Raw genomic sequence first — 25,688 nt, 5'->3', positions numbered from 1 at the left:
TTTATTTATTTCATTCGATTACTGTTCTTTTGATATATAAGGAGGATAATCATCTTTAGACAATCTTTTTTCCAATGTGTCAGGGGATATATCCCAAAGCGTTGGCAAATATTCAAATATGACTTTCCCGTTATCAAGATAAAAACGAACTTTGGAATGAAAGGCGACTGGTTTATATTTATCTTCCCCTATGGGATTATCTCTATATAGCAACTGATTTTCTTGCCATTTCAGTTCTTTCCCGTCAAAAGTCACATCAAATATTCCACAAACTACGGCTTCCATTGTGGAATCTTGAACTGTGGTTGAAACACAGCGCATATAACCTGTGATTTGCTTTGTGCTTTTCCGCATTGCCAATTCATAACAAAACACACTTGTTCCTGTGTAATCTTTGGCTATGGTGGTCCTTGTTCCTTTATCATCCAAATTGTAAACCAGTTCTTGGGTGACAGTTGTCATATTGAACTTAAAGCCGTTTTCTGTTGTTACCAAATTTGAGAATGTCATTTTGTCGTTATACACGCCTTCCAAATTTCCGTTCTCTAATTTATAAACTGCACCAGTAAGCAATGTTTTGCCAATGATATTCTCTCTTAAAAATTGAATTATTTCGTTTTTCATTTTATCTTTTGTTTTGCTTCAATGGGTAAATAAATTTCTGTCACCAATTCTTCCGTGCTGGTTTTATCGGGAGTATTGGCATATAATTCAAAAGTCATTTGTTCTCTTAAACGATACTTGCTATTTGGCAGCCAATCAAGGTAAATATTCCGGTAAATTTTGTTTAATTCTTGGTAGTTCCCTTTTATGTTGAATACAGAATATAACCCTGCTCGTATGTTCAAAGTCCCAAAGCCTTTAGGGATTTCCATTGAATAGGGAACAGTTACCCCTATCAAAAATCGGCATTTATCTATTTCCGTAATATCAAGACTATCCAAACTGATACTAACGTATTTGAAGCCTTTATCTGCCAAATTGTATTTCTTGGCAAATTCTATTATCTGACCCCACAAAGTAGAATATCCTTGCTTATTTCTATGTGTTCGCTCAAATTTCAAATATGCAACTTTGAATTCTTTAATCCTCTTTATTGAACAGTCAGGCTGTTTTATAATCTTATTTTCACAAGCAACATTTGAATATGCTTTCCTGAAAACAGGGATAGACATTTGGAAATGCTTTTTAAATGCCCTTGATAAAGTGTGTTTATTGTGAAAATTTATCTGTTCAAGCAGTTCCGATACCCTTGTGTTTGTTGAAATAAGTTTGAAAGCAATATATTCCAACCTTAACCTATGGATATAATCACCGACATTCTCTCCCACAACATCTTTGAATACTCTCCGAAAGTGATATATCGACATACAAGCGACACGAGATAATTTGTCAGAGTTTAAGTCCTCAAATAAATGCCGATTGATATATTCCTGAACATTTATTATAAGGGCATAGTGTATATGGGCAGTGTTTATTTTTTGCTTCCACCGCTTTAGATTAGGCAATCTGTTGGATAAAACATTTCTTAATTCCTCGCTTTTATAATTCGTACCTGCAATTTGATTATAGGAATCAGGGAAAAGCCCCCAAAGATAAATGAGGTATTCCATTGAGAAATCAAAAAGATATTTGCTGGAATTTAAACAACAGGAACAAAATTCCTGATTGAGCGTACCGTCAGAATTTGTTCCATATTCTGAAATACCCTCAATGTCTAATGGCATACCACAACTTTGGCAATATTTCTTTTCGTTATCTATATCCATAGTTCTCTTATTTGAAAGCAAATATACGGAATAAGCCAGAGAAAAAGTTACCCTAAATAGCTATTCTTGTTTTCGTATGATAAAACAAACTTTTCATACGAAAACAAGAATAGACATTATAACACGATGCGCTCAAATTTCCTGTCTATCCACAAAACTGCTTCTTCCGTATGGAAACAAAGAATGCAATAATCCGGGTCGTTTACACCTTGCGGGAAATAGTGCAGCATATAGTCTTGCCAAAAGCACTGACGGGTTTCCGTATCAGTAAGTATTTCTATTTTTCCGGTTAAAGTAACGCTGTCCGCTTCGTGAACAAAGCAAACTCCGGCTTTTGAATTCTGTCTGATATGTTTTACCTTTTCTGTGGATAAGGCTGTTGTCATCCATAAAGTTGATATACCGGTATGGCGCAATAGGTCAATAGCTACCGGACGGGGATAACCATTTTTACTGACAGTGGAAAGTATGATGTAGCCGCATTGTTCAAGCACCCATTCTGCCTGCTGCCGGATAGGCATCCAGCGTTTGAGCGTGGGCAGGAACTTGCGTAGTCCTTCGATAGCTTCTTCTTTGGTAAAATTACATCCTGACGCTTTGTTAAATGTAGCCAGACTTTCGGGTTGGGTATTCAGTTCGATTTGTTCCTCCAATGAATGATTGGTGAAAAATCCTTTTTGGAAGCAGTGGCAGCAATATTCAGTACACAAACATCCGTTACCGTGAGTGCCTAACAAATCATCAGTGGGCATAGACATACCACAACTTTGGCAAATTCTCTGTTTCATATTGTTCTGTTTTAATTGGGTTGGTAAAATTAACTGTAAATTAGACAATCACGTTCTCGCATTAAGATATTCGGATAAGGACAGTATCGAATAAAACACATTTTTAGGGTTACTGCTTTCTAAGGCTGTCACTTCATTTTGCGAAATACTCCAAGCGGCAGACAGGCACATCACATTGGCTTTCCTGCACTCCGTTATATCTGAAAGCGCATCCCCGACATATACAATTTCATTTGCAGCCAAATGATAATCATGTAAGAGACCTTTCAATGCTTCTGACTTGATGTTCCTTTCTGCATTTCCCGTAATGACCTTTGCAAAGCAAGTCTTCATCTTGAATTGCTTTAAGGTTATATCACAACTATTTATCCCCTTTCCGGTGATAAGTGCCACAATGATACCCTTTTGCTTTAACAAGGCTATCAACTCACGTATTCCCTCAAAAGGTGTCGGACACATTTCTTGATGCAATTCCTTATAAATCACATAAAAGTCATTCAATGCCTGTTGCCGATAGGGTTCATCAACGACACACCCAATCATACCTTTTTCATTTAAACCAAAAGTATGAACCATTTCTTCATCCGACAATTCATGTCCGATATATGGTTGTGTGGCTTTCTTGAAAGCCTGTATGCACATCGGCAAGGTATTGCCTATCGTGCCGTCCAAATCGAAAGCGACTAATTTAATCATGGCTATATGGAAGTATTGATTTCCCGAATTACTTTACATGGATTTCCTACGGCAAGGCTGTTTGCCGGAATGGATTTGGTGACAACACTTCCCGCTCCAATAACGCTTCCCCGACCGATAGTAACACCCGGCAGGATAATGACACCGCCGCCAATCCAACAACCGTCCTCAATGGTAACAGGCAAGGCATACGTGTGACGGATATATGCTGTCCCGTCCTCCGTTTCTGTCGGTGTTAGCCGCTCATTCAATTCAACAGGGTGGGTAGCCGTATAGATTTGCACATTGGGGGCTATCAATACATTGTTGCCGATAATGATTTTGTTGCAGTCCACAAAGGTGCATCCGGTGTTTATGCTGACATTATTACCTATACTGATGTTACAGCCATAATCGCATATAAAAGAATGTCCTACTGAAACTTTCTTGCCAACGCTTTCAAACATTTCTTTCAATAGCGCATACTTTTCCTCTTTATAATCATACGGCAATGAATTGTATTTCAGCAACAATTCATGCGTCTTTCTTTTAAACCCCATAAATACGGGAGCATGACAATCATACCATTCGCCCGACAAGCATTTTTCCAGTTCATTCTTCATACCTAATCATGATAAAAGTTACTGCTTTATCTTATTTGCGGCAAAGTTATACATATCTAGCCGTAAATATATGTATTATTTTTCTTTTTATTTGTATCTTTACACCCGAAATAACAAAAATCATAAGATGAAAAGGGAAAATCTACACCAGCCGTTTGAAATCTGTTTCAGTGAACTGGACGAATCGCAATTAAAGGAACACGACCATACTTTTTTTGAACTGGTCTATATTCTATCGGGAACAGGTATTCAGTGGATAAACAACAACAAATTTCCGTATCATGACGGACACCTTTTTATGATTACTCCCGGTGACATACATTCTTTCGACATTCACACTACCACTAAATTTGTTTATATAAAATTCAATGACATCTATATTCATTCGGCTGTCTTTGGAGCGGAGAACATTCAACGGTTGGAATTTATACTGCAACACGCCAATCACCGTCCCGGCTGTATATTGCGCAATCAAACCGATAAATTGCTGGTAAAACCTATGATAGAAGCGATTATCCGTGAATATGTGAACAGAAACATATACAGCAGTGAAATTATTACGCAGTTAATCAACACGATTGTTATTGTTGTCGCTCGCAACATTGCCATGTTCCTGCCTGAACAGATAAATGAAAACTCGGAAGAAAAGTCGCTGAACATCTTGCAATATATCCAATCCAACATTTGCTATCCCGAAAAGATAAAAGCCAAAGCGATAAGCCAGCATTTTGGTATTTCCCCTAATTATCTTGGGAGGTATTTCAAAAAACAGACCAACGAAACCATGCAACAGTATATCTTAAACTATAAGATGAAAATGGTGGAAAGTCGGCTTTTACACAGTGAAATGAGAATTAGCGAAATTGTGGAAGAACTGGGATTCACGGATGAAAGCCATTTGAATAGGCTATTCAAGAAATACAAAGATTGCAACCCTACTGATTTTAGGAAGAAGCATAGGGGGCAATAAGTTTTTTAGAATGCATAAGTACAGATTATTCATCCTTATATGTTTTAAATACAACATACAAGCAATATATAAATTTTAAACTGAAATCAAATATAAACTTACGTATATGAATATGATTTATTACTTATTAAATTATAGATAAAACCCCAAATATGATTGTCAAAACCATTCCGATAATTGCTAACGGAATAGACCATTTATTCAAATTTTCAATTTTCTTTTGTTGTTCATATCTGGTAATAATAACACTACTCAATTCACCTAGTTTTCTATTTATAGAATTTTGGTCTCCCAATTTATTAAATGCACTTAAATCATTAATTATATTTCGCTCTGTATCTGGTAAGTCTGCATAAGGATTAGTAGTTTCGTTTTCTTTGATGAAATTGGTAATTTTATCTTTTATTTCTATTACTTTATCTTGTGCTAAATCCTGTCCAACTTCTTTATTTATAAGTCTAGCAAGAGTCTCTCTAAGCCATTTATTTAAGTCCTGTCTGTTTGTTAAATCTTCGGGACTCAATTTTGTTATACCAGAATATATATTCAATAAATCAGTTGAATTTGCAATAGTATTATCTGATATACCCTTAATAAAAGTATTAATAAATACCTTTTTCCGTTCTAATCTTCGAGTCTTTATCTTTCCTAATAAGTGAATTACAGAAAATGAATATACAACAGTAAAAACAATGGTGAAGATAGCCAAAAGAAGATTCTCTTTTCCTAAAATATATTCGATTATCTCATTCATTTTTATATTAAATAAGTTTTAAGTTATCAAATGGTAATACATAAAATTCATCAAAATGCAAAAATACAAAAAAACAATTCTCCAACTACGAAATAGTTACTTTTACTTATAATCTAATTTAAGTGCAAGGTGCAAGTATATATCTATATATAGCTTGCACCTTGCACTAACCGTAGAATATTTATTTTCAATGATTTGCGTATTTGAAAATAATGTTGTATCTTTGAACCGAAGATAAAGGCAGACACAATCCCGACAAGGGAAGCCAAATGTTCTTTGAAAAAAGTGCCTAATTCGTACCCCTTAAAAGATAGAGGTGCGCTAAAATATTGATTTTAAGACTTGTGAACCGCTCGGTTCAAGACCCAAGCGGATCACTAGAAGGTCAGGGAGTTACATCAAAGTAATTCTCTGATTTTATGTTTATTACGCTAGTTTACCTGCTCCATGTAAACATGTAGATGTTAATTGGGGGGGCAGTAGAAATGAAGTGTGGATAGGGATTTTCCCCGTCCATACCTTTCTTTAGATTTATACACACATACAGAGTTGTGTGAAAGGAGCCGACAAGAGCTTTTCAATAAGTTTAATCTTTCCGTTACCATGAAATCCAAGGGACAGAGATTCTTAAAAAAGTAACAACCCCACCGGCGGAATAAAATGAATGCATATCACATTCCATTCTTATAGCCTAAGTCTTTTCTTTCTCCAGATTAAACCTTTTTATACGGATACTTTCTATCTCCATAAGCTTTGGAGTTAACTCCAAAGCTTATGGAGATAACTCCAAAGACTTGTGGAGATAAAACAAACAGGAAAAAAGACCTTAACCATACGGCAGGAAAGGTTTAGGGATACGAATAAGATCTTTTAGGGCGAGTCTGATTCCAAAGTCTCTTACACATTCCTTACGGATAAAAAGTCCCATTAAAATTCAACTCCTCCCTAATTGTTTCCGTCAAATGGTTTCGTGGTTGCCTCTCCCTTTTGGGATATGCCTTTGCGGCTGATAACGCATTTGAGTGTTTTGTAAAATATCATCATGTCTGTCATGAAGCAAACATGGTCTACGTACCAGATATCCAGTTCGAATTTCTTTTTCCAGCTGATTGCGTTTCTTCCATTTACTTGTGCCCATCCAGTGATGCCGGGGCGCACTTCATGTCTTCTTGCTTGCTCTTCATTGTATAGAGGCAGGTATTGTACCAATAATGGACGGGGGCCGATCAGAGCCATGTCTCCTTTCAATACGTTGAAAAGTTGAGGCAGTTCGTCAACGGAGGTGGCACGGACTATTTTCCCTATGGGGGTCATTCGTAAGCTGTCGGGTAAAAAGTTTCCGCGACAGTCTTTCCGGTCATTCATGGTTTTAAACTTGATGATCCTGAATATTTTTCCGTTCTTTCCCGGACGTTCCTGAAGGAAAAAAATGCCGCTACCCCTGTTGGCTATGGCAAGTAACAAGATGGTTGACAATAGGACAGGAGAGGTCAATAATATCAGAAAGGCGGCTATAAGACAGTCCAGCGGATATTTGAAATAACGGGTATATCTGCTCTTCTTCATGGTTGTGGATTATTTTTTATAATCCGGCACGGTGAACCACAGGCTGTCACTCCGTCAGGTATGTCTTTGCACACTACTGATCCTGATCCGATAATGGTCCATTTGCCTATTTTAACTCCGGGGTTGATCACTGCTCCGGCACCTATCCATGAGCCTTCCCCCACTTCCACATTGCCACATAATGTGGCGTGTGGCGAGACATGTACATAGTCTTCCAATATACATTCATGATCAATAGCGGCGCCAGTGTTGACAATGCAATGTTTACCTGTTTGGCAGCAACTTTGCAATATACTTCCTTGCATGACAACACTGCCTTCTCCTATTTTTGTATAGGGGGAGACAATGGCATGGATAGAGATGACCGTACCGAATACAGCGTTTTTTTTATACAATTGTTCCGCTATATTTTTTCGGATGCTGTTGTTTCCGATACTGATAAGTATCGGGAACATTCGTTTTGGATCGTAGGAAAGAACATGATATTCCATCCATTCCTGTATGTGGGGATTATCATCTATGATGCCCGTCAGTTCAGTGCTGTTTTCTTTCAGTATATCCATGATCACTTTGGCGTGTCCGCCGGCTCCGTATAAATACATATTGTCAGTCTTTATTTTGTTAGATTTGAAATCTGTTCTTGATAGACCTTTCGTAAGGCTTCCCATAGCGTCCGGCGGTCGTATTTTTGAACAATCTGTGGGCGGGCAGCCGAGGCCAATTGTTCTACGAGCCGTGGAGAAGAGAGAAATCCGCACATGGTGCGATATAGGTATTCGCTGTCATGAGGAGGAATAATGATACCGTTCTTTCCGTTTTCAATGATTTCGTTACATCCGTTGATGTTCGTTACGATGCAAGGTAATCCCATCGCTCCGGCTTGTAATATTACATTGGGGAATCCTTCCCGGTAACTGGGGAATACGAAGGCATCCGCAGCGGCTAAAAAAGGGCGGATATCCTCTTGCCATCCCATAAATTTTATGGCGGGATGTTTGTGTATATGTTCTGCTGTTTCAGGAGTTACCGGATCCAGTTCCGCTTCAAAGTCTCCCACTAGGCAAAGACGACAGTTTGTAAATTCCTGTTGTAGGCGGACAAAAGCTGAAACCAGTTCGTTGATACCTTTATCCCGCACCAATCGTCCGACGAAGCAAAAAGTGAAACAGGGGTTCCGGCGATAGATTTCCGCTTGTCTCATTACCTCCGGTGTCCGGTCAAAATAAGCAAGGTCAATTCCGTTGATGTTACCGTTTCCGATAAGATGCAATGCCCGGCTGGTGATATGGAAACGTTCCAGATCTCTCCTCACACCTTTCCCTTCCGGATTGAGGTAGGTCGCACAGGCACAAGTGAGTTTGTCTGTAGCAATTAATAACTGCTGTTTCCAACCTGTAGTTGAAGGGAATACTAGTCCTGTGAAAGTGTGGATCCGGATGGGAACCCTGCATATTCGGGCGGCCATCATGGCCAACAGCCCCGCCTTGGGTGTCAGCGAGTGGACTATCTGCGGTTTTTCTTTGCGGAACAGGATGATGAGCCTGATCAGTGCAATCAAGTCTTTCAAAGGGGCAATGTGGCGCTCCATCGGGATAGCGCAAGTTCTGACGCCTTCTCTTTCCGCTACTTTGTGTAATTCCTCTCCGGACGAAGAGACAGCTAATACTTCATAAGTTTCTGCCAACATCTTCAACTGTCCTTGCAGCAGGAGATGGAGCGAAAGGGGAACGGTGGATATGCGTATTACTTTGGGTTTCATACAGATGGTTTGTGTCGTAAACGATAATAAAGATACCCCACCCATTCGTGCGTTAGTTCTGGCCAGGAAGCCAAGACGTGCCAAGATGGCAGGAAATTCGTTTTTTCCCCCTTTATTTCGGGAAACGTATCGGTGATATATGTGTCCGGATTCAGCCCCGCTGCATGGAAGGTCCATAGCGACCTGCGCATGTGGGTCGCGGAGGTAATCAGCAGGGTCGATTCCGTTTTCATACTGTTACCGATCAGCTCTAACGTGAACGTTGCGTTTTCCCACGTGTTGTTTGCGCGGGTTTCCAAGATGACATCTTCCAACGGCATGCCCAAATCTGCCAGATATTGTTTCATGTCCGCGGCATTTCCTTGCAAACCTTTTCCGTCTTTGCTTTCGATGATCGAACCGTCTGAAGCTAACACCAGTTTCCGGATGCGTCCATGCTTGTACAGCCGGATGCCTTCTAATAACCGGTCGGCAATCTCGCTAAATTCGGGTCGGCTTCGTTTCCAGTCCCAATAGCTGTAGCCGCCCAGCACGATGCCGTATGTATATTGTTTCCTTTCAGGTAGGGGGCGGTCATATTCCTTGTACCATTGTTCGGCAATCCATTGATAGAGTGCACCGTTGGAGAATAAGAGAAAAAGCAAGGCTGACAAAGTGAGACAGAGCCTTTTCCATCGTTTAGATTTTAGGACCACCCCTAAGAGAAGAAAAATAACGATATAGGTTGTTGGATTGATAGCAAGTGAAATAAACATGAGATTTTTTATATATGTATAAGAATGAATGAAATTATTTTTTTAAGTAATCTAATTGGAATTTCTTTTTTAACTTGTTTCTTACATAGATCATATCGCATGTTGGAATCGTAGGCGGCAATTGCTTTTATAAAAGGATCTTCTAAAAATGCAGGATGATTTTGTACTTGCATGATATCCTTGTATATAGGGTCCTTTAACTCTTCCGAGATTCTGTTTTTTATTTCTTTAGGAGACCTGACTTTAAAAGCTATCATTTGGCAAATATCTGATTTTAGCACATTTTTCAGTTCTATTCGGATATAATCAGAAGCCTTATGATATTGATATTTGTCAATTAAAGCCTTTTTTATGTAATAAAGTTTTTTCAAATCAGGCAACAAACAGGTGTTATATCGAGTTGTCATACCACCGAATCGATAGTTATATCCACATTCTTTGAGTATGTAAATTTTAGATAAATATGGAAATAATTGGAGATTAAAGGCAAGGTCTTCCCCTGTAGTGATACCTGTTGGCTGTATATTGGCTGCATTTAATGAAGATTTTCGATAGAGTTTTCCCCACATATTAACGGATAAAATGTTGATTCCAAAAAAAGAAATATAGTATTTGTTAAATAGTTTTGGTTGTTGTATTAGTCCGTTAACAGGACTGAGTCCCGTTTTTTTACCACCCCATAGCGATCCATGACTCGTTGCATTCCCATTTCCACATAGTCTACTCCAGTTTTTTCTGCCGTTTCGTATATTGTTGTAAGTATTTTTTTTTTTTTTATTCACCAGCCAGTCATCCGAATATATTGTGCTATGTATTGTTCGGTGTTGCAAATTGGGATGATAATTGAAATCATGGTTATATGAATGTATTAATTTATTTCCAAATATTAAAATAAAACGTAAACGCATAGAACGTTAACAACGCATAGCCCAACATTTTTTCATGATTGACCCAAAAACGTTCCTTCATGAACGGATAAATCAATACCACCGGCATGATGAACCACGAAATCTGGGCGAAACGGTTGGAATAGGCGGCACGGATCACCAGCACCCAGAAAGCATTGGTGACAAGGAACGTATTATATATCCAATGGTAATACTCGTCCTTGAAGTTGCGGCGGAAGATGAAATAGTACCCCACCGCTACCCCCATGGCACTATATAACAGAAAGTCCCAGCGGAAAGTCATACTCATCTGAACGATCTCGCCCACCATGTTGTCACCTGTCAGATAGCCGGAAAAGCGGTCGTCTCCCCCCATCAGATTTGTTGCCGCCAAATATGCCTGGATACGTCCGCCTATGGCATACGATACGCCTACACATGCCATCCATCCTGCCAGATACCAATAGCTATTCTTGATGAACCAGGTCAGTGTGCCTGCTCCAACCATCAGATAGATGGATTTGTGGATTCCGGCTGCCAACACGCATAACCCGATCATTACGGGTGGACGGTTGACATACGTCATTGCCAAGATGAACAAGGAGGCTCCCATGCCATTCCGGATACCGTTTACTCCGTAACTCCAGAAAGTAAACATGCTGAGTATGACTAAGAAAGGAATATAGTAATACCCTTTGAAGATACGTTGCATAGCCAGCCACAATGAACCGATATAAACAGTGGCACATAGCAGGAAAAAAGTATGGATGTCGCTGTATCTGGCAAACCATTGCATAAGGTTGTAAAACAACCATTCGCCTTCCCATTGCCAGGAAAAGGGATCGCGTGAGTTGGCTGCAGTATAAAATCCTTTGGCGTAGTTTACCGTGTCTCCGAAATAAACGCTGACAGGACGTAGCCCCATATACAAGATCAGGATTAGTGTAAATAATACGCCCCACATGGCGTTGAGCGACACGGTCTCTTTTTTCAATACGCTTCCTGTGTGGCACTGCCATACGGCTGTCAGTACCATGCACAATACGGTGACATCGAAATAATGGGCATATTCACTTACGGGGATAAAGTCTATCATATTTATGGATGTTTTTTTCGTGCTTTTGTCTCGCACAGTTTCATGAATCCGCTGTACAGGGGCGGAATGTAATAGAAACTGAGGAGTGAAAGTTTTATATGAAAGGGGATATGTCTGTTTTTCAGGAACTCGTTGGCTGTTTGCTTTTTTAGTCTTTTCGCTGTAAGGTGTGCCAGATGCCGATAAGGCGTGTTTGACGCATGATATCTCACGTTGATCATCATCTTGAAAAGCTTTTCCAAACAACATCCCCGGTAAACTGTATTTTCTTTTGGAATGTTTTGCAAGCAGAGATAGTAGGAATCGGCACGGTCTATGTAACGGGGATTTACCTTTTGATGTGTGATACTCGTAGGTCGTTGTACCCAGTAGTACATGGGGATATCTATTATGACAGCTTGACAAGATTTTTGATAGATCCGGCAGTTGAACTCAGTATCTTCTGTACCGGTCTCTTGGAAAAACTCATTATCCAACAACTCCCGTTTATAAAGTTTGTTCCATACTACTTGCGCTTGAACTTCTTTTATTCCTTGCTGTGGGTGGATATGGTTGAATAAACTTTTTATCATTATTTCTTGTGTAAGAATGCTTTTTGTGTAAGCGGAAGGAATTGAATAAGATTTGTCATTGTCATATACCTGTTTTCCTAAAATCATGGAAAAGCTATAATTACCTTCCTGTAATGCTTCCAACAGCACTTCATACATTTGCGGATGGATATAATCATCACCGTCAATGAAAGAGATGTATTTTCCTTTGGCAGCTTTCATCCCGCTATTTCTAGCCGGAGACAATCCTGCGTTTTTCTGATGAATCACTTCAATGCGGGTGTCTTTCCGGGTATATTCATCGCAAATTTCTCCGGAATGGTCGGTGGAACCGTCATTCACTAATATGATTTGCAAGGTTGTATAAGTTGATGCCAATATGCTTTCGATGCATGGGCGGAGATAGGCTTCTACATTAAAAATAGGAACGATGACGCTTATTAAATCCGTTTCTATATCTTTTTTCATTTTCTTTTTTCGTTGATAAGCTGATTAAATAATTCCATCCACATAGGGATGATATTTTTTATATCATACTGTTCTGCTTTCAAACGGGCGGCTTTTCCCATTTCCTTACGAAGTTCTTTATCCTCTATCAACCGGCAGATTCTGTCAGCCAATACCTTCTCGTTATTAACGGGTACGAGAAATCCATCATGCCCGTCGGCTATGATGTCCTGCGGTCCGCAGGGGCAAGCGTATGAGACGACAGGAACTCCACAAGACATGGCTTCGATGATAACCAATGGGAGACCTTCAAAAAGCGAAGTTAATGTGAAAATTGACGCTTCATATAATGGGGAAAATATATCATAAGTATATCCTTTTAAGAAAATATTGTTTGTCAATTGATTGTTTCTTATTTGTTCTTCCAATTCAGTTCTTAATTCTCCTTCACCCCATATTTCTAAAGTCCAGTCAGCATGCCTTTCTATTACATACTTCCATGCGGAAATTAACGAGCTGAAATTTTTAGGAAATGCCAATCTTCCTACAGCAATTACTTTTTTATTTATTAATGAAGCTTTTTTCGAACCAAATGAAATAATAGGATTAGGAATGACACACACATCCACTTCTGTATTTTTTCCCCAATGGACAACTTTATCTTCTTTTGTAAGTACCACCGTCCGGTCATATTTTTTAAGGTGTATGCGATAATCAATGAAGTCTCCCAAAATGGCAAGGAGTTTGTCGAATACACTTTGGGCATGTAATGACCTGTAATTTTTATTGCTATGTATCTCTCTGATAAAAACCGGATGGGAGCTGACCGACAGGTAAGGTAAAAAGTTTTTCTCACTTGTTCCGGTAGATATGACAATATCCGGCTGTATTTGGTTCAGTATCTCTTTCAACCGTTTTTTATGTTGTTTCCTTTTATAGATAATACCTTTCAATATATAAAAACGGGATTTCCAGTCATCTTCAAAATAATTTATGTCACAATTTACCAAATGTACCTTAGTGGAAAGGGGGAATACTGGTTTGTCTTTATTGTCGGTCACAATAATCCAAACCTCATTCTTTAGAGCTAATTTATTTGCTTTGGCTATTGTGACTCTTTGAATCCCTCCTGCATAGCAAATACTATCTGTACAATATGCTATTTTCATCGTTCTATAATAAATTTTATAAGTTTCAATAGGCACAAGACTCCTGTGGTAGACCGGAATCGTGCCATTTCAAAAAATAGCCTCCAGTGTATCGGAAAATAGTTCATCGGTAACTGCCGGATACTTGTCCTATATTCATGTGAACTCAAAATTGCGGACAATGCACCGTGTTGTTTCATGAAGCTGACCGGTGAAAAGGTGATGTTCAATCCTTGTCCTATCAGGCTTAATGCCCGGCGATATGTTAAAGCCTTTTCAAGGTCTTCCCGGTGTAAGGGAGTTATCCATTCTTCTATTAACCGGAATAACAGGTTCCACTGTTCAGTCAGATGGGGTTTATACAGTTTGGTTAGCGAGGTGATGTTGTTTTTTCGATAATGGTAGAACAAGTCAGGCAGATAGATGGCTTTTTTTACCCAAGTGAAATAATACACATTGAAGAGTAAGTCCTCTGTACCGATTTGTCTGACAGGAACAAACCGAAGGCCATGTTCTTTGATGAGTGATGTCTTATATAGTTTTCCCCAAGCTGTAGACAAACTGTCTATCTTTCCGGGCAAATGCAATTCTTGATCGTTAGGAGCTATAAGTCGCGCATAGAGCCAGTGGATTGAAGATCCTTGATAAACCATCTTTTTGTCGCTGAACAGATATTGAGGAAAGGACTGGTTGGCAAATTCACGAATGTAAGAGAAAAGACAGACATCCGTTTGTTTGTCGGTGTGTGAAAGAAGTGTTTTGCAGCAGTCTGTTCCTATCCAGTCATCGCTGTCCACAAACATCACCCATTCTCCACGGGCACTCTCCAGACCTTTGTTACGAGCGCCTGATAGTCCTAGGTTCTCCTGATGGATAACAAGGATCCGGCTGTCCCTTTCCGCGTATGCTTTCAGAATATCCGGTGAATTATCCGTCGATCCGTCATTTACACAAATAATCTCAATGTCCCGATAAGTCTGGTTCACTAACGAATCCAGACATTGGGGCAGGTAAGGGGCTGTATTATAAACCGGTACAATGATACTGATCATGATAATTTTCGTGCTTTATACCGTATATATCCATACCAGGTTATTCCCGGAAGCAAAGCGGATAGGGTCAGCCATTTGCGTGGTGACTCCGATAGAAAATGGGGATTTCGTGCCAACAAACTGTCTGCCACATAGTGCATCGCTTCGATGAAACGTCGTTGTGAGGTAGGAGCCAGTTGCATGGAACTTTTGCGGATAAAAGCAAAGCCTCGCGGGTTACGTATGTATTGGCGGTACATGTTCAAGCTTGAACCGTCGGGGCGGTATTCTACGTTTACCAACACTTCGTTCAAGGCCAGTAAAGGGTAATCCTGATCTATCAATTGGTATTTATAACCGAGTGATACATATTTCTCTCCTTCAAAAATGGGATATTCGGGATATTGTTTGATGACATCCGTGCGATACACCAGTTTTTTGTCTCCCCGCCCGCCTTGTGCATAGAATCCGCCTAAAGTAGTCCGCCTGCATTCATAAGGAAAAGGCGTACCGATTAAATTTCCTTGGAAATCAGCATCCAGTCCGATGATTCCTGCTACTTCTTTTGAACCGTGTGCGTTCCAGAATGTGATAATCTTCTCCACTGCATCATCGGGCATATAATCATCCGAGTCGACGCAAGTGTTCAACTCTGTGTCGATCAACCGATAAGCCGTATTGTGTGCAGCATGCATTCCTTGGTTCTCCTGATAATGGTAGCGGATGTCTATTTTCCTCTCTGCTATCCATTTTTCCACCCATTCAAGGGTATCGTCGGTCGAACCGTCATCCACAATCAGCCAGATGAAATCTTTGCAGGTCTGCCGTGACAGGGCTTCGTAACCTAAATGCAGAGTATAGGCACGGTTATATGTCGGCGTGAAGATGGTCAGCGTCTTCTTATCTGTTTCTATCTTGTTTTGTTCCATTGTCCTAAATAATAATTCTGAAGCCATTCGGCGTTTTTCACAATGTCGTAACCGGCATCGGCTATTTGTTGGTAATAACCAGTGCGTCGGCTTGCCATACAGCGCACTCTCTCTATTTCGCATGCCCATTGTCGAGGAGCTGTTTCCAATGAGAGGAAGGAGACTTGGTCGGTCAAAGCCGCTTCGCGGGGAATGCGATCGGACACAACGCAGGGCAGGCCGGCACATTGCGCCTCAACCATAGAAACGGAAAGGCCTTCCATAAAAGAGGGGAACAAAAACAGATCCATCGCTTGCAACAGGCGGTTTACATCCGGACGTCCCCCCAACAAATGTACTTGGTCTGTCAAACGGAACTGTTGTACCTTTTTTTGAATGGCTTTTTGCAATTCCCCCGTACCAACCAGCAGCAGGTGTGCTGTGGGATTAAACTCCTGCACATATTTATGAAACACCTCCAAGAGGAACTCATGGTTCTTCTGTCGGTTGAAACGTCCGACGTGTCCCACGACCGTAACATCTTTGGACAAGTGAAGTTCTTGACGAACCTCCAGTCGCACCGCTTCATCAAACCTGTATAGGAACGTGTCGATGGCATTGCGTTGCAAAATCGCTTTTTTCCCCAACTCGTTTCCAAACAACCATCGGGCGGCTTCTTTCCCACAGGTAAACCCTTGGGTCAGGTAAGGGCGCATGGTATGCTTGAAATAGGTGCGGAAAAGCCATTTAGTATCGAATAAAGCGTGTGCGTTGTGTGCGTGCGCAATAATTACGGGTACTCTTCGCCCTGCTGCTTCCCGGTAAACGAAATATCCCGATTCCGAACAATGCCCATGGATAATCCGATACTCCGGATGTTGGTCGAAAAAGTCGGAAATTTGTTTTCTGTATGTATTGAAGGTGAACGGATGGAGGGGGATCATACGGTAGATCTTGCCACCCATTGCCTCTATTTCATCATCGTATGCGCCCCGTTCCTGCCGGTGTACCATGAAATCAAACTGAACCCGGTTGCGGTCTATGTGACGGTAGTAGTTCATGACCATCGTTTCGGCACCTCCCCGGTTCATGATGGTGAAAAGCATCAATATTCTGATAGGTTCTTCCATTGTGACATTTATTTCATTCGATTTCCTGTCAGCCGATGCATCCATTGGCTGAGCTTGTTTATCCATCGGCTTCGTTTGATCCATGTCTGGCTATACCAATGGATGGAATATGTATTTTCGGTGCGGTGTAACTGCCCGTCGATGTAATCATACGGACAGAAATAATCCGTAGGATAGAGAGTGATGTCTCCGAGCTGCTGAAAACTGCCGTCCTTTCTGAATCCGTAAACCTTTTCCAGTTTGCGGGTCAGCTCTTCTACGTTGGTGGTCTGGTCCGGTTTCCCATCCGGGGTGATGAAACAGCGATGATCGTATGACTTTAATAATTCAATGAAGAAAGAGTGGGAGGGTTCTGCTCCTATCAGGTTCGTTCCTACCCATTGAGTTCCTTCGAATCCTAAAAAGGCCTTATTCGTCAGTAACCTATCCAAGGGACGTACCAATTCTACATCCGTGTCCATATAGACACCTCCTTCGTGTACCAATGCCCACAAACGTGCCACATCGCTCACAAAAGCCCATTTCTTGGTAGCGTATGCCTCTTCGCAATAGCGGTTCAGACGGATGTCGAAGTTATTTTCGTTCCACTCCTTTATTTCGTAACCGGGACAATGTTTCTGCCAGTTCGCTATCATGCGGAGTACTTCAGCAGGCTTTTCCTTATCTCCAAACCAACAATAGTGTATTGTTCTCGGGATCATGTGTTTCCTCTTTTTATCCTTCTATTGCTGAATAAATTTTACCGACTTCTTTTTCGTTCCCATAATGGCGGATTCGTAGTTGTGCCTTGATGGCTTCTTGTTGTCGTTTGTCGGCAATGAACTGTGCCAATCCTTCAGCCGCTCCTTCCACATTGTTTGGGATGATAATGCCGTCCACCCCTTCTTCCAGTTGGCTTGAGGAGGTAGGAAAACGGGTAATGACCACCGGTTTTCCCAATATCTGCGCTTCACGCACCGTTACTGCTTTGCCTTCGTAACGCGAAGGCTGTACATAAATGTCACATGCCTTGATGTAAGGGTAGGGATTCATTTGCTTGCCAGCCAAAACGAAATGTTTTTCCATCCCCGTTTCCGCAATCGCTTTCCGTATCAACGGTTTATCTCCGCCATACCCTACGACATACCAACAAACGTCAATGCCCTGTTGCACCAATTGACGGCAGATGTACACTGCCCGGTCGATGGCTTTAGGATAAGAGAACCGTCCTACGGTACAGAGCAGAACAGGATGTTTTGTTTGTCCTTCTCGTCCTTCGAATGCTTGTAGGAAAGAAGTGTCGAAGGGCAGTTCCGCCTGTTCACGTATAAAAGTTTCGGACAGGATATTTTCCATCAGTATCAACTTGCATTCTAATGAAGGGAATTTTGAAAGAAAACCTTTGGAAACCGATTCAGAAATGGAGATGATGCGGCCGAAAGCTCCCCATACCGGCAATTCCCGGCGGGTATTGATGTCAATAAAGGAATAGTCGGTATGAATCCATGCCCATTTTTGCTGTGCCTTTACTTTGTCGCGCACAATGTTGTGCGGTGTAAGGAAACTGATGGCCAGGTCATACGTCCGGCCTTCGTTGATGGAGGGCAGGAATGGAGTAGTACAGTCTGCTACATATTGAAATATGGCCTGACTTTCTTTTGCCTTCCTCCGTTTCCTGTAACACCAGTCCAAAAGGTGTGCTGCGATGCGCCCGGCAGCAATGTCCCAATACCCTTCGCGGATAATTTTCCGGATAGGGCGGGTGAGGGTGGTGTACTTTTTTACTTCGGGCAGAAGATTCACTTCCTTGGGTATGAGGTTCATAAATTCCCCGCTATGCCGGTAGACAAACAGATCCACTTGGCAACGCGAATAGTCTAGGGCATTGAGCAAGCCGATCAGCGAGCGTTCTGCCCCGCCTATCTCCAGGTATTGGATGGCGATGAAAATACGGGGAGGCGTTGTGCCATGTTTGATTGGCTGTCTATTTTGATGTGATGACTGATTTTTCATCTTTCTCTATTAATAATGTAGAGTGTGCATTGATCACCTCTGGATGGTTTCGGCGGATATATCCCCCTATACTGTTGTATGTCAATCCCAGCCGGGTGGCAATGTCTTTCAGTGTTTCGGTGGTCGTCCCATACAGGCGGATCGCTTCAGCATATTTTTCTTTGCTTTGTCTGGACATCCGTTGCCCCTCAGAGGTCTGTACCATACCCTGTCGGTTTGCCAACTCCGGTTCATGTTTGTGCAGGTACTCTCTGAATGTCTCGGGATGGAGCCCGAACTCTTTGGCGGCGTGGGCTATCGGGCGGGGGTGTTTTCTCAGGCTTCCGATGGCTTTCTCGTATTTGGCGGCTACGGTTTTCATCCGCTTTTTCGATTTCCGCAAATCAAGACCCCCTTCTGCCTTGCCGGAAAGTCCTGCCCGTTCCCTCACTAAGTCGATATGCCATTTGTGCAGATAAGAACGAAGTCCTTCCGCTGTGACGTGTGTTCTTTCTGCGATTTCTTTTAGCGTGAGAGCCGTGTCCTTATAAAGAGACAAGGCTTTCGCATATTTATCTTCTGTACGGAGAGAGGGTTTGTAGGTCCTTCCGTTGCCGGATAGTTCGCCTCTCTTCTTCTCTGGTCTGGCCTGTGCTTCCGAACGTTTCTTTCTCTTTTGTTCCAGTATATTTTTGTGATAGAACCTCAGATGCTGTTTGAAACCGCTTGGTGAGACATGGCATGCCCCGGCTATTTCAGGGATCGTCATGTCTGTCTTTTTATAAAGCTCCACTGCTTCGGCGTATTGTTTGATGCAAGCCGGGGTCGCCCCACGATGGGTGTTGTCATTTATGCCCAACCAGTGGCGTACTTTCTCGCGCCAAGGAATGACTTCCGGTTCATGGATGCGCATGAAGTTGGCTAGTCCCGTTCCCTCCACTCCATGTTTGCGGGCTATCTGCGACACATTCAATTCGATATCCTCCAGAGACAAGCATGCATCTATAGCCTTTTTATATCTGGCATGCGACACCACATTGGGCTTTCCTTCGGACATGATCTTGACGGCATGGGGATTTTCTCCTTCCAAAGGAATGCGATGGCGGTGTAATACCAATTCGCGCCAGTAGCGGCGCAAGTAACTGCCGAGTCCTCCCGCTGAGACGTGACATTCCATAGCTATCGTTTTCAGTGGCATGTTTGTCTCCGCATAAAGGGCAACTGCCTTGTCGTATTTCTGATGAAGCGCGTGGCGCCGCAGCAGAGCGGATCGCTGTCTCGGAGTCAATCCTATAGGATCCGGAAACGGATTTTCTTTTTCCAGTTGTCCCATTGGATTCGCTTGTTCATTGCTTTGCTGGGGATTCCTCACCGGCTCCTTTGTGGGATAATCTCTGTCTTTCATCTCTTGGTGGAATTGAATAGCCATACCTTTTCCCTCATTAGTATAAGAGCTTTAGTGGAAAAGACAATAAAAATGCTCTGCTAAAAAGGAACATATCTTCGTAGGGCAAGTAATATATCTTACTTGGCCGAGTAAGATACTTAACTTGGTCCACGAACATATCTTACTTTGGTTCACGTAGGAAACATGAATTTTCCTCCTCGACTATCATCGCTCCGAACCTTCGTGAAGGTACTTGTTCCTGTATGTATAGGAGCATAATGTCCCTAATACCATAAAGACTACAGAAGGCTTGTGTAAGCTGTTTAATATATAGTGGGCCTCAATAAATTGACATTTATTATACTCTTTTTTCTGGTGTAAATATCTTGTTGTATTCATAACAAACCAATCGTGTAAATTTGAACTTCATGGCCAGATAGAATAAGTATTCTTTCCATGAAGGATAAATGTTGCGAAAACCTATAATACGGAAGGAATCTCGTATCATAGTCATTGATAAAATTTGTTGAATGCCCTGCTTCTTGTCCGGTTGATTAGAATTATTATATAGATTGTTGAAAAGCATCGGCAAATAACGCAGGATGATTTTTTCAGACAAGTCAGTTGTTATGGGGATGTAATGTTCAATATTGTATTTTCTGATAAGTCTTTTCTTTTCATCAACCAATTTTTGTAGATTGTTTGTTAAATAGGGCTTATAACGCAGCCTCATCAAACTACCTGCATTATTGATACGATATTGATATAATGCCTTTGGAATCATTATGATTGAAGACGCCTGTAGGACGCATTCATAATTAAAAACTGTATCTTCTCCGACATGCAGGTTTTTAATGAACCTTATTTTTTTATTGATAAGAAAATTACGTTTGAATACAAACCTCCAAGTATAACATAAATCGTTATTCATTTCTATTCTTGGATTCTTTTGAATAAAGTCCATAGGTTGCATGGCATGGTATGGTTTGAAATTCGGTATGTGTATCTGATGAGTGGGGAATGTAGAATAACCACATAAAGCCAAATCGGTTTTTTTATCCTCAATAGCATGAATTAATTCGGCATATAGATTATTTTCCACTTTATCATCTGGATCGAAAAAAGCAATATATTTTCCTTTAGCATATTTTATGCCGATGTTTCGAGTGGCACTTGGACCTTTGTTTTCTGATTGACGAATAAATTGTATTCTGTTGTCCTTTGCCTGGTATTCTTTCAGAATGTCGGGCGATGAGTCAGATGAACAATCGTCAACACAAATCACTTCTATGTCTTGAACTTCTTGCCTAAGTATGGAATCCAATCCTTCTCGTAGATAAGTTGCAACATTATATACAGGTACGATGATACTTAAAACCGGCATATAATTTCTTTTTTATATTTTTCATCATGGATGTCGCCCACTCCTACACCTGCATCGGCTTCATTGACATATTTGCTTGGAATGGGCACTTTGTGGCTCGCTCCCATTCTGTACCACTCGTATTCGATGTCGATATGACCGATGTCAATGGCTTGGTATCCTTTTTGGGCAAGGTTGTAAGCCATGACTGTGGCAGTAGGGCCTAAAGCCAGAAGAATGAGATATTCATTAGGAGAATATTTCTGAACTATTTTCATAATGGCATCATAGTGATCAAAGGCGTTTGTATTGGGTGCTAATATCCGTCGAATAGATTTGACATTGTCAAACAAATCATTACCGACACCTAATCGACTTTTTTCGCCTTCAATGAGCAGAATGTCTTTGTCTGCCCAGATTTGTTGTATGAGTTTAAAATAAAAGGCACACTGTGTTTTGTCGGCAAACATCATGTAACAACGGCTGATGAAAGCATTATGAAATATTCTTTTACGATTGATATACTTGTACCACGATTTCCTGTAAAATGCCAAATGAAGTTTCCAGTGGTTGCGCGCTTCTATATTGTAGAGGCTTAAGTCTGTAAATATATCCGGCAGGCATACGATGTGATTGGAAATAGGTACCGACAGTACCTCTTGCATTTTTTGTTGTAGTAACGGTTGTTGGGTTTGGAAAGCGAGTGCCTTTCCATTAGCTATCTTTATTTCGCCATCTCCTAAACGGCTGACCGAACAATGCGATTGGATGATGTATCGGATGGTTTCTTCAATGGATACAACGTGAGGAGCTATTACAACTTTTCGATATGGAATATCCATAAAGAGATAGAGTGAATTTCGAACTGTCAAGTAACAGTCGAATAAACAATTCCAAATGTCAACCAATAGTTTTTTCATATATATCTAATGTTTTAGATAAATACAGTCCCATTCCTTGTGCAAAAGGCATTCGATCAAATATTTGTGAATAAGAACCAATGCCTTTGGTATCTCCCTGTGCAAAATCTATCGTGCCATCTCGACGGGTAGCCTTCATAAGTGCTTTTTCAATTTTTATTGCGGCATTCAAGTAACGTTCATCACCAGACACTCGGTACGCATGAACGAACAACAATCCAAACAAGGCGCTGCCCGAAGATTCAAATCGTTCGTTAGGATTGAATACCAAACAACTGAATCCTCCATCTGCTTTCTGAAAAGGCAGCAGATGGTTACTCAAGTTTAGTATTCGTTTCTTGTTTCCAGGTAAATCGGCAGTTTCGATAAGTCCTAAGACATACCATCCCCATCCGCGTGCCCAATCAAATACTCCCAAGGGCTTATGTGAGGCTAAGTCGTATGCATGTGGGGGAAATACTTCTTCCCATAAGCAATGATCGTATTCTTCAATTTGTCGGATGGCTAAATCACTGAAATCGCATTGGTGTAAAAAGGGACAAACCAATCCGATGGTATCGACAAAGCGAATGTGAGGTAATGTTTTCCGATAAGGTATAGTCTGTTCAGTTTGTTGATAAGATATAAAGTGTTCTTTAATCTCTTTTTCTGTTTCCATATAAAGTGCATCTTTCTTTTTTAAGACATACGCCAATAGCGATTGGTCTATCTGCCAATTTTCTTTTATGAATAGCGAGGGGTGGCGTTTGACATACTCTTGGGCGTCCTGTTCGGGCAAGGATAAAAGGAGTCCGGCATCCTGCCAGCTTTGTATGGTGGTGGAACGATAGTTCCCTTTTAGCATATCCCAAAGGACTAACCGATCTTGATCCGTAATCTGTACGGTAGGGCTTTTGTATAGCCATTGGCGTGCCTTTTTTTCAACAGCTTGCTGCCATGCTTTGCGGTCTGTCCATCTACCAATGTGGATGCGACTTTGCCATTTGTATAGTTCAATAGTCCAATCAACGGAAAAGAATATAAGGGCTATTGTCCCTATTAAGGTGAGTATGTAAACCATTAGAATCATAATGTTTGAAGCAATTGTCCGGCTTGGAATGTCTTGGATAAGTATCCCGGCATGAATGTACGGTAGTGTTTTCTAATCTCGTCCTCGTGTGTTTGCAACCATTGAAATGCTTTGAGCAGGTCGTTTCCCTGTTGCAGAGACTGCACGGGCAAGACATAATGCTCTTCGTTACCAAACAGGTCGCGGGCTATGCCACGTGCCTTTACCGAATAACCCATCACCAAAGTAGGTATTTGAGTGGAGTAGGCTGCAATGGAAGCGTGTGTGCGTGAGGCTACCAAAAAACGGCAACGGGAGATGAAACCTTTTAGTTCCTCGGCGTTATGATCTTCGATAAGAACGACACGACCGGTCCCTTTGAATTCGTTGTAGAGGAATTGCAATGGGATCCGATCGTCGTTATAGTTCCATACTACATGAGGAATCAATGCAATTTGCATATCCGTGGTGGCAATAATATAACGAATTAATTGTCGATAGTTCAGAAGTGTCATCCCTTTCGCCTTTTCGTGTTTTATAATCATAGGACTGACGTTAATGCCTACCGTATTACCTTCTGCAAAACCCTCGGGTAAAGTAAGGTCTGTACGGTTAAGCTGAAAAGCCGGATCAGGAAAGAGAGAGAGTTGTTGTATCCCTTTTTCTTTCATGGCTTCATACGTGATGCTTTCACGGGCAAAGATATGGGTGTAGGAACGTAAATCATTCAGTATATCGCCTTTTAGAACTTCCGGCTCAACGGAACATCCCCACAAGATAGTCTTTATCCCTTGTTTTCGAAGCTGTTTGTTGACCAAATAAATGAAAACAGGCACTCCGTAGCAATAATTGTCCCCACCGATAGACAAAGCATAACTATCTGAGTTGGCTTCTTGAAAAATAGAGCGAAAACTGGTACGGTCGAACGCTTCTTTGTCTCCGAAGCGATAACGTATAAAGGCTTTCCAGTACGCCAAACTGAGATGAGACATTGGTGCTTGTGCTGCCCGAAGAGTACAGATGGCGTCCAGACCGTATCTTTTGTCTTCATCCGGGTTGCTGGAAAATAGAGTAGCTGTCGGTATCATTTTTAGTGTCGAACGTACAATAGCTTCACATCCGTGGTTGCCACTACCTCCGTGAGGATATAATAAAAGTTTCATCTTTTGGCAATGATTGAAAAATAAATATAGAATATAGGATATAACCGATACAGAATGGACTGCTTGATCCAATTGCTGCACGAAAAGCATTGTGTAAAATCTTTCAATTTTTTTATTTCCGGTATCGCAAGAATAGTTCGTAGATAAGAGATTTTTTTATTTTGCAGACGTGGATAGAGAAAAATTCCATCGTATAGAATACCCCACAGTCGTTTGTACAGATAAGTCTGAGCCGTTGATGACCATAAATGATGTCTTTGATAAAAAGACTGTAATATCTTCCATTGTTGATAGTCTGTATCAAATTGTTTGGGACGAAACTTACTAGATAAGGTTCCGCTACCTAATATGCGATAATGATAATGACTTTCGTTTATGCACGCAATGGTGTGTGCATATTCCAAATATTGGTAGTTGAATAAAAGGTCTTCACCGTATGAAACTTGTGGGTCAAACAAAATTTGATGATGCTGTATGATGTTGTTTTTGTATAGTTTCACAATTGGTCCGTACAATAAGTTCTGTTCATTCAGCATTACAAAATAGTTTGTATGATTGCAGCCTAACTCGAAATTTAGTGACTGTTGAGGTATATAATCTATGCAATTCCCGTCTTTGAATTCCTGAGTCAATCCACATATTATCAAATCAGTTTCTTTCTCTTTCAAATTGTTTATCATTGCCGAAAGATAATCAACATCTACCCAGTCATCGCTATCAATAAAACAGATATATTCTCCCTTTGCTTGTTCCAATCCTTTGTTTCGAGCGGATGATACTCCTCCATTGGGTTGATGGACAATTATAATCCGGTTATCTTTTTCTGCCCATTGGTCACATATTTCACTACTACCATCCGTAGAACCATCATCCACTAAGATACATTCAAAATCTGTATAGCTTTGTTGGATAACCGATTGAATACAATTGTCTAAGTAGAGTTTTACGTTATATACAGGTATTATGATAGAAATCATCG

At 41.0% G+C, this 25,688-nt stretch carries 25 protein-coding genes and 1 pseudogene; 1 reads left to right on the top strand and 25 read right to left on the bottom strand.

All coding sequences use genetic code 11. The annotated features are described in order from the left end of the window. Window positions 1–18 precede the first annotated feature (18 nt). From AB5935_RS04695 to AB5935_RS04675, 5 genes are all read right to left on the bottom strand, one after another. Window positions 19–624 (bottom strand): hypothetical protein, encoded by a 606-nt coding sequence (locus tag AB5935_RS04695; protein ID WP_038611254.1) that lies wholly within the window; start codon window positions 622–624, stop codon window positions 19–21. Further along, entirely contained in the window at window positions 621–1,769 is a 1,149-nt protein-coding gene (locus tag AB5935_RS04690) for a GyrI-like domain-containing protein (RefSeq protein WP_038611257.1), read from the bottom strand. The genes AB5935_RS04695 and AB5935_RS04690 overlap by 4 nt, the downstream gene beginning before the upstream one ends. Window positions 1,770–1,885: 116 nt before the next feature. Further along, window positions 1,886–2,557, bottom strand: coding sequence for a zinc ribbon domain-containing protein (locus AB5935_RS04685; protein WP_120053244.1), 672 nt, complete (start codon window positions 2,555–2,557; stop codon window positions 1,886–1,888). Between the two features lie 48 nt (window positions 2,558–2,605). Continuing rightward, complete coding sequence (locus tag AB5935_RS04680) at window positions 2,606–3,253, bottom strand: HAD family hydrolase (RefSeq protein ID WP_038611260.1); 648 nt, start codon at window positions 3,251–3,253, stop codon at window positions 2,606–2,608. Window positions 3,254–3,255: 2 nt separating this feature from the next. Next, window positions 3,256–3,855: a sugar O-acetyltransferase gene (locus AB5935_RS04675; protein ID WP_038611264.1), complete on the bottom strand. Its 600-nt coding sequence runs from the start codon at window positions 3,853–3,855 to the stop codon at window positions 3,256–3,258. 127 nt (window positions 3,856–3,982) lie between these two features. Between AB5935_RS04675 and AB5935_RS04670 the strand changes: the two genes are divergently transcribed. Continuing rightward, window positions 3,983–4,825 (top strand): AraC family transcriptional regulator, encoded by an 843-nt coding sequence (locus AB5935_RS04670; RefSeq protein ID WP_038612578.1) that lies wholly within the window; start codon window positions 3,983–3,985, stop codon window positions 4,823–4,825. Between the two features lie 127 nt (window positions 4,826–4,952). Here AB5935_RS04670 and AB5935_RS04665 read toward each other — a convergent pair whose 3' ends face one another. The 20 genes and pseudogenes from AB5935_RS04665 to AB5935_RS04570 form a co-directional block, all read right to left on the bottom strand. Beyond that, the gene (locus AB5935_RS04665; RefSeq protein WP_120053247.1) at window positions 4,953–5,579 is read right to left on the bottom strand and encodes a hypothetical protein; all 627 of its coding nucleotides are present in this window, start codon (window positions 5,577–5,579) and stop codon (window positions 4,953–4,955) included. Window positions 5,580–6,524: 945 nt separating this feature from the next. After that, window positions 6,525–7,145: a sugar transferase gene (locus AB5935_RS04660; protein ID WP_007838037.1), complete on the bottom strand. Its 621-nt coding sequence runs from the start codon at window positions 7,143–7,145 to the stop codon at window positions 6,525–6,527. Continuing rightward, window positions 7,142–7,747: an acetyltransferase gene (locus tag AB5935_RS04655; RefSeq protein WP_007838039.1), complete on the bottom strand. Its 606-nt coding sequence runs from the start codon at window positions 7,745–7,747 to the stop codon at window positions 7,142–7,144. The genes AB5935_RS04660 and AB5935_RS04655 overlap by 4 nt, the downstream gene beginning before the upstream one ends. Window positions 7,748–7,758: 11 nt before the next feature. Beyond that, the gene (locus AB5935_RS04650; protein WP_007838041.1) at window positions 7,759–8,904 is read right to left on the bottom strand and encodes a glycosyltransferase family 4 protein; all 1,146 of its coding nucleotides are present in this window, start codon (window positions 8,902–8,904) and stop codon (window positions 7,759–7,761) included. Continuing rightward, on the bottom strand, window positions 8,901–9,659 hold the full coding sequence (locus tag AB5935_RS04645; RefSeq protein WP_007852552.1) for a YdcF family protein: 759 nt from the start codon (window positions 9,657–9,659) through the stop codon (window positions 8,901–8,903). The genes AB5935_RS04650 and AB5935_RS04645 overlap by 4 nt, the downstream gene beginning before the upstream one ends. 8 nt (window positions 9,660–9,667) lie before the next feature. After that, complete coding sequence (locus tag AB5935_RS04640) at window positions 9,668–10,441, bottom strand: hypothetical protein (RefSeq protein ID WP_244058045.1); 774 nt, start codon at window positions 10,439–10,441, stop codon at window positions 9,668–9,670. Window positions 10,442–10,532: 91 nt separating this feature from the next. After that, the gene (locus tag AB5935_RS04635) at window positions 10,533–11,642 is read right to left on the bottom strand and encodes an EpsG family protein (RefSeq protein ID WP_007838047.1); all 1,110 of its coding nucleotides are present in this window, start codon (window positions 11,640–11,642) and stop codon (window positions 10,533–10,535) included. A 2-nt stretch (window positions 11,643–11,644) separates the two neighbouring features. Further along, window positions 11,645–12,661, bottom strand: coding sequence for a glycosyltransferase family 2 protein (locus tag AB5935_RS04630; RefSeq protein WP_038609207.1), 1,017 nt, complete (start codon window positions 12,659–12,661; stop codon window positions 11,645–11,647). Further along, on the bottom strand, window positions 12,658–13,809 hold the full coding sequence (locus AB5935_RS04625; protein ID WP_007838051.1) for a glycosyltransferase family 4 protein: 1,152 nt from the start codon (window positions 13,807–13,809) through the stop codon (window positions 12,658–12,660). Before AB5935_RS04625 ends, AB5935_RS04630 begins: the two co-directional genes overlap by 4 nt. Continuing rightward, the gene (locus AB5935_RS04620) at window positions 13,806–14,840 is read right to left on the bottom strand and encodes a glycosyltransferase family 2 protein (protein WP_038609210.1); all 1,035 of its coding nucleotides are present in this window, start codon (window positions 14,838–14,840) and stop codon (window positions 13,806–13,808) included. The genes AB5935_RS04625 and AB5935_RS04620 overlap by 4 nt, the downstream gene beginning before the upstream one ends. Next, window positions 14,837–15,748, bottom strand: coding sequence for a glycosyltransferase family 2 protein (locus AB5935_RS04615; protein ID WP_007838055.1), 912 nt, complete (start codon window positions 15,746–15,748; stop codon window positions 14,837–14,839). The genes AB5935_RS04620 and AB5935_RS04615 overlap by 4 nt, the downstream gene beginning before the upstream one ends. Continuing rightward, complete coding sequence (locus tag AB5935_RS04610; RefSeq protein WP_227191512.1) at window positions 15,730–16,923, bottom strand: glycosyltransferase family 1 protein; 1,194 nt, start codon at window positions 16,921–16,923, stop codon at window positions 15,730–15,732. Before AB5935_RS04610 ends, AB5935_RS04615 begins: the two co-directional genes overlap by 19 nt. Next, window positions 16,866–17,561 (bottom strand): annotated as a pseudogene (locus tag AB5935_RS04605) (glycosyltransferase family 32 protein); the annotation flags it as partial. The pseudogene AB5935_RS04605 and the gene AB5935_RS04610, both read right to left, overlap by 58 nt. Window positions 17,562–17,571: 10 nt before the next feature. Then, complete coding sequence (locus AB5935_RS04600; protein ID WP_007838061.1) at window positions 17,572–18,849, bottom strand: glycosyltransferase; 1,278 nt, start codon at window positions 18,847–18,849, stop codon at window positions 17,572–17,574. Continuing rightward, window positions 18,821–20,257: a hypothetical protein gene (locus AB5935_RS04595; RefSeq protein WP_038609215.1), complete on the bottom strand. Its 1,437-nt coding sequence runs from the start codon at window positions 20,255–20,257 to the stop codon at window positions 18,821–18,823. Before AB5935_RS04595 ends, AB5935_RS04600 begins: the two co-directional genes overlap by 29 nt. 316 nt (window positions 20,258–20,573) lie before the next feature. Further along, window positions 20,574–21,599: a glycosyltransferase gene (locus tag AB5935_RS04590; RefSeq protein ID WP_007845051.1), complete on the bottom strand. Its 1,026-nt coding sequence runs from the start codon at window positions 21,597–21,599 to the stop codon at window positions 20,574–20,576. Continuing rightward, complete coding sequence (locus AB5935_RS04585; RefSeq protein WP_007845050.1) at window positions 21,587–22,498, bottom strand: SP_1767 family glycosyltransferase; 912 nt, start codon at window positions 22,496–22,498, stop codon at window positions 21,587–21,589. Before AB5935_RS04585 ends, AB5935_RS04590 begins: the two co-directional genes overlap by 13 nt. Then, window positions 22,479–23,567, bottom strand: coding sequence for a glycoside hydrolase family 88 protein (locus AB5935_RS04580; protein WP_007845048.1), 1,089 nt, complete (start codon window positions 23,565–23,567; stop codon window positions 22,479–22,481). The genes AB5935_RS04585 and AB5935_RS04580 overlap by 20 nt, the downstream gene beginning before the upstream one ends. Then, window positions 23,564–24,709 carry a polysaccharide pyruvyl transferase family protein gene (locus tag AB5935_RS04575; protein ID WP_007845046.1) on the bottom strand — a complete coding sequence of 382 codons (1,146 nt, stop codon included), beginning with the start codon at window positions 24,707–24,709 and terminating at the stop codon, window positions 23,564–23,566. Before AB5935_RS04575 ends, AB5935_RS04580 begins: the two co-directional genes overlap by 4 nt. After that, window positions 24,706–25,686, bottom strand: coding sequence for a glycosyltransferase family 2 protein (locus AB5935_RS04570; protein WP_007845044.1), 981 nt, complete (start codon window positions 25,684–25,686; stop codon window positions 24,706–24,708). The genes AB5935_RS04575 and AB5935_RS04570 overlap by 4 nt, the downstream gene beginning before the upstream one ends. Between the last annotated feature and the right edge of the window lie 2 nt (window positions 25,687–25,688).

This window comes from Phocaeicola sp. RTP21198st1_B8_RTP21198_201120 (assembly GCF_040929485.1).
Classification (GTDB): domain Bacteria; phylum Bacteroidota; class Bacteroidia; order Bacteroidales; family Bacteroidaceae; genus Phocaeicola; species Phocaeicola dorei.
Note: the sequence above shows the minus strand (reverse complement) of the source record. Positions and strands in the feature narration are given on the sequence as shown.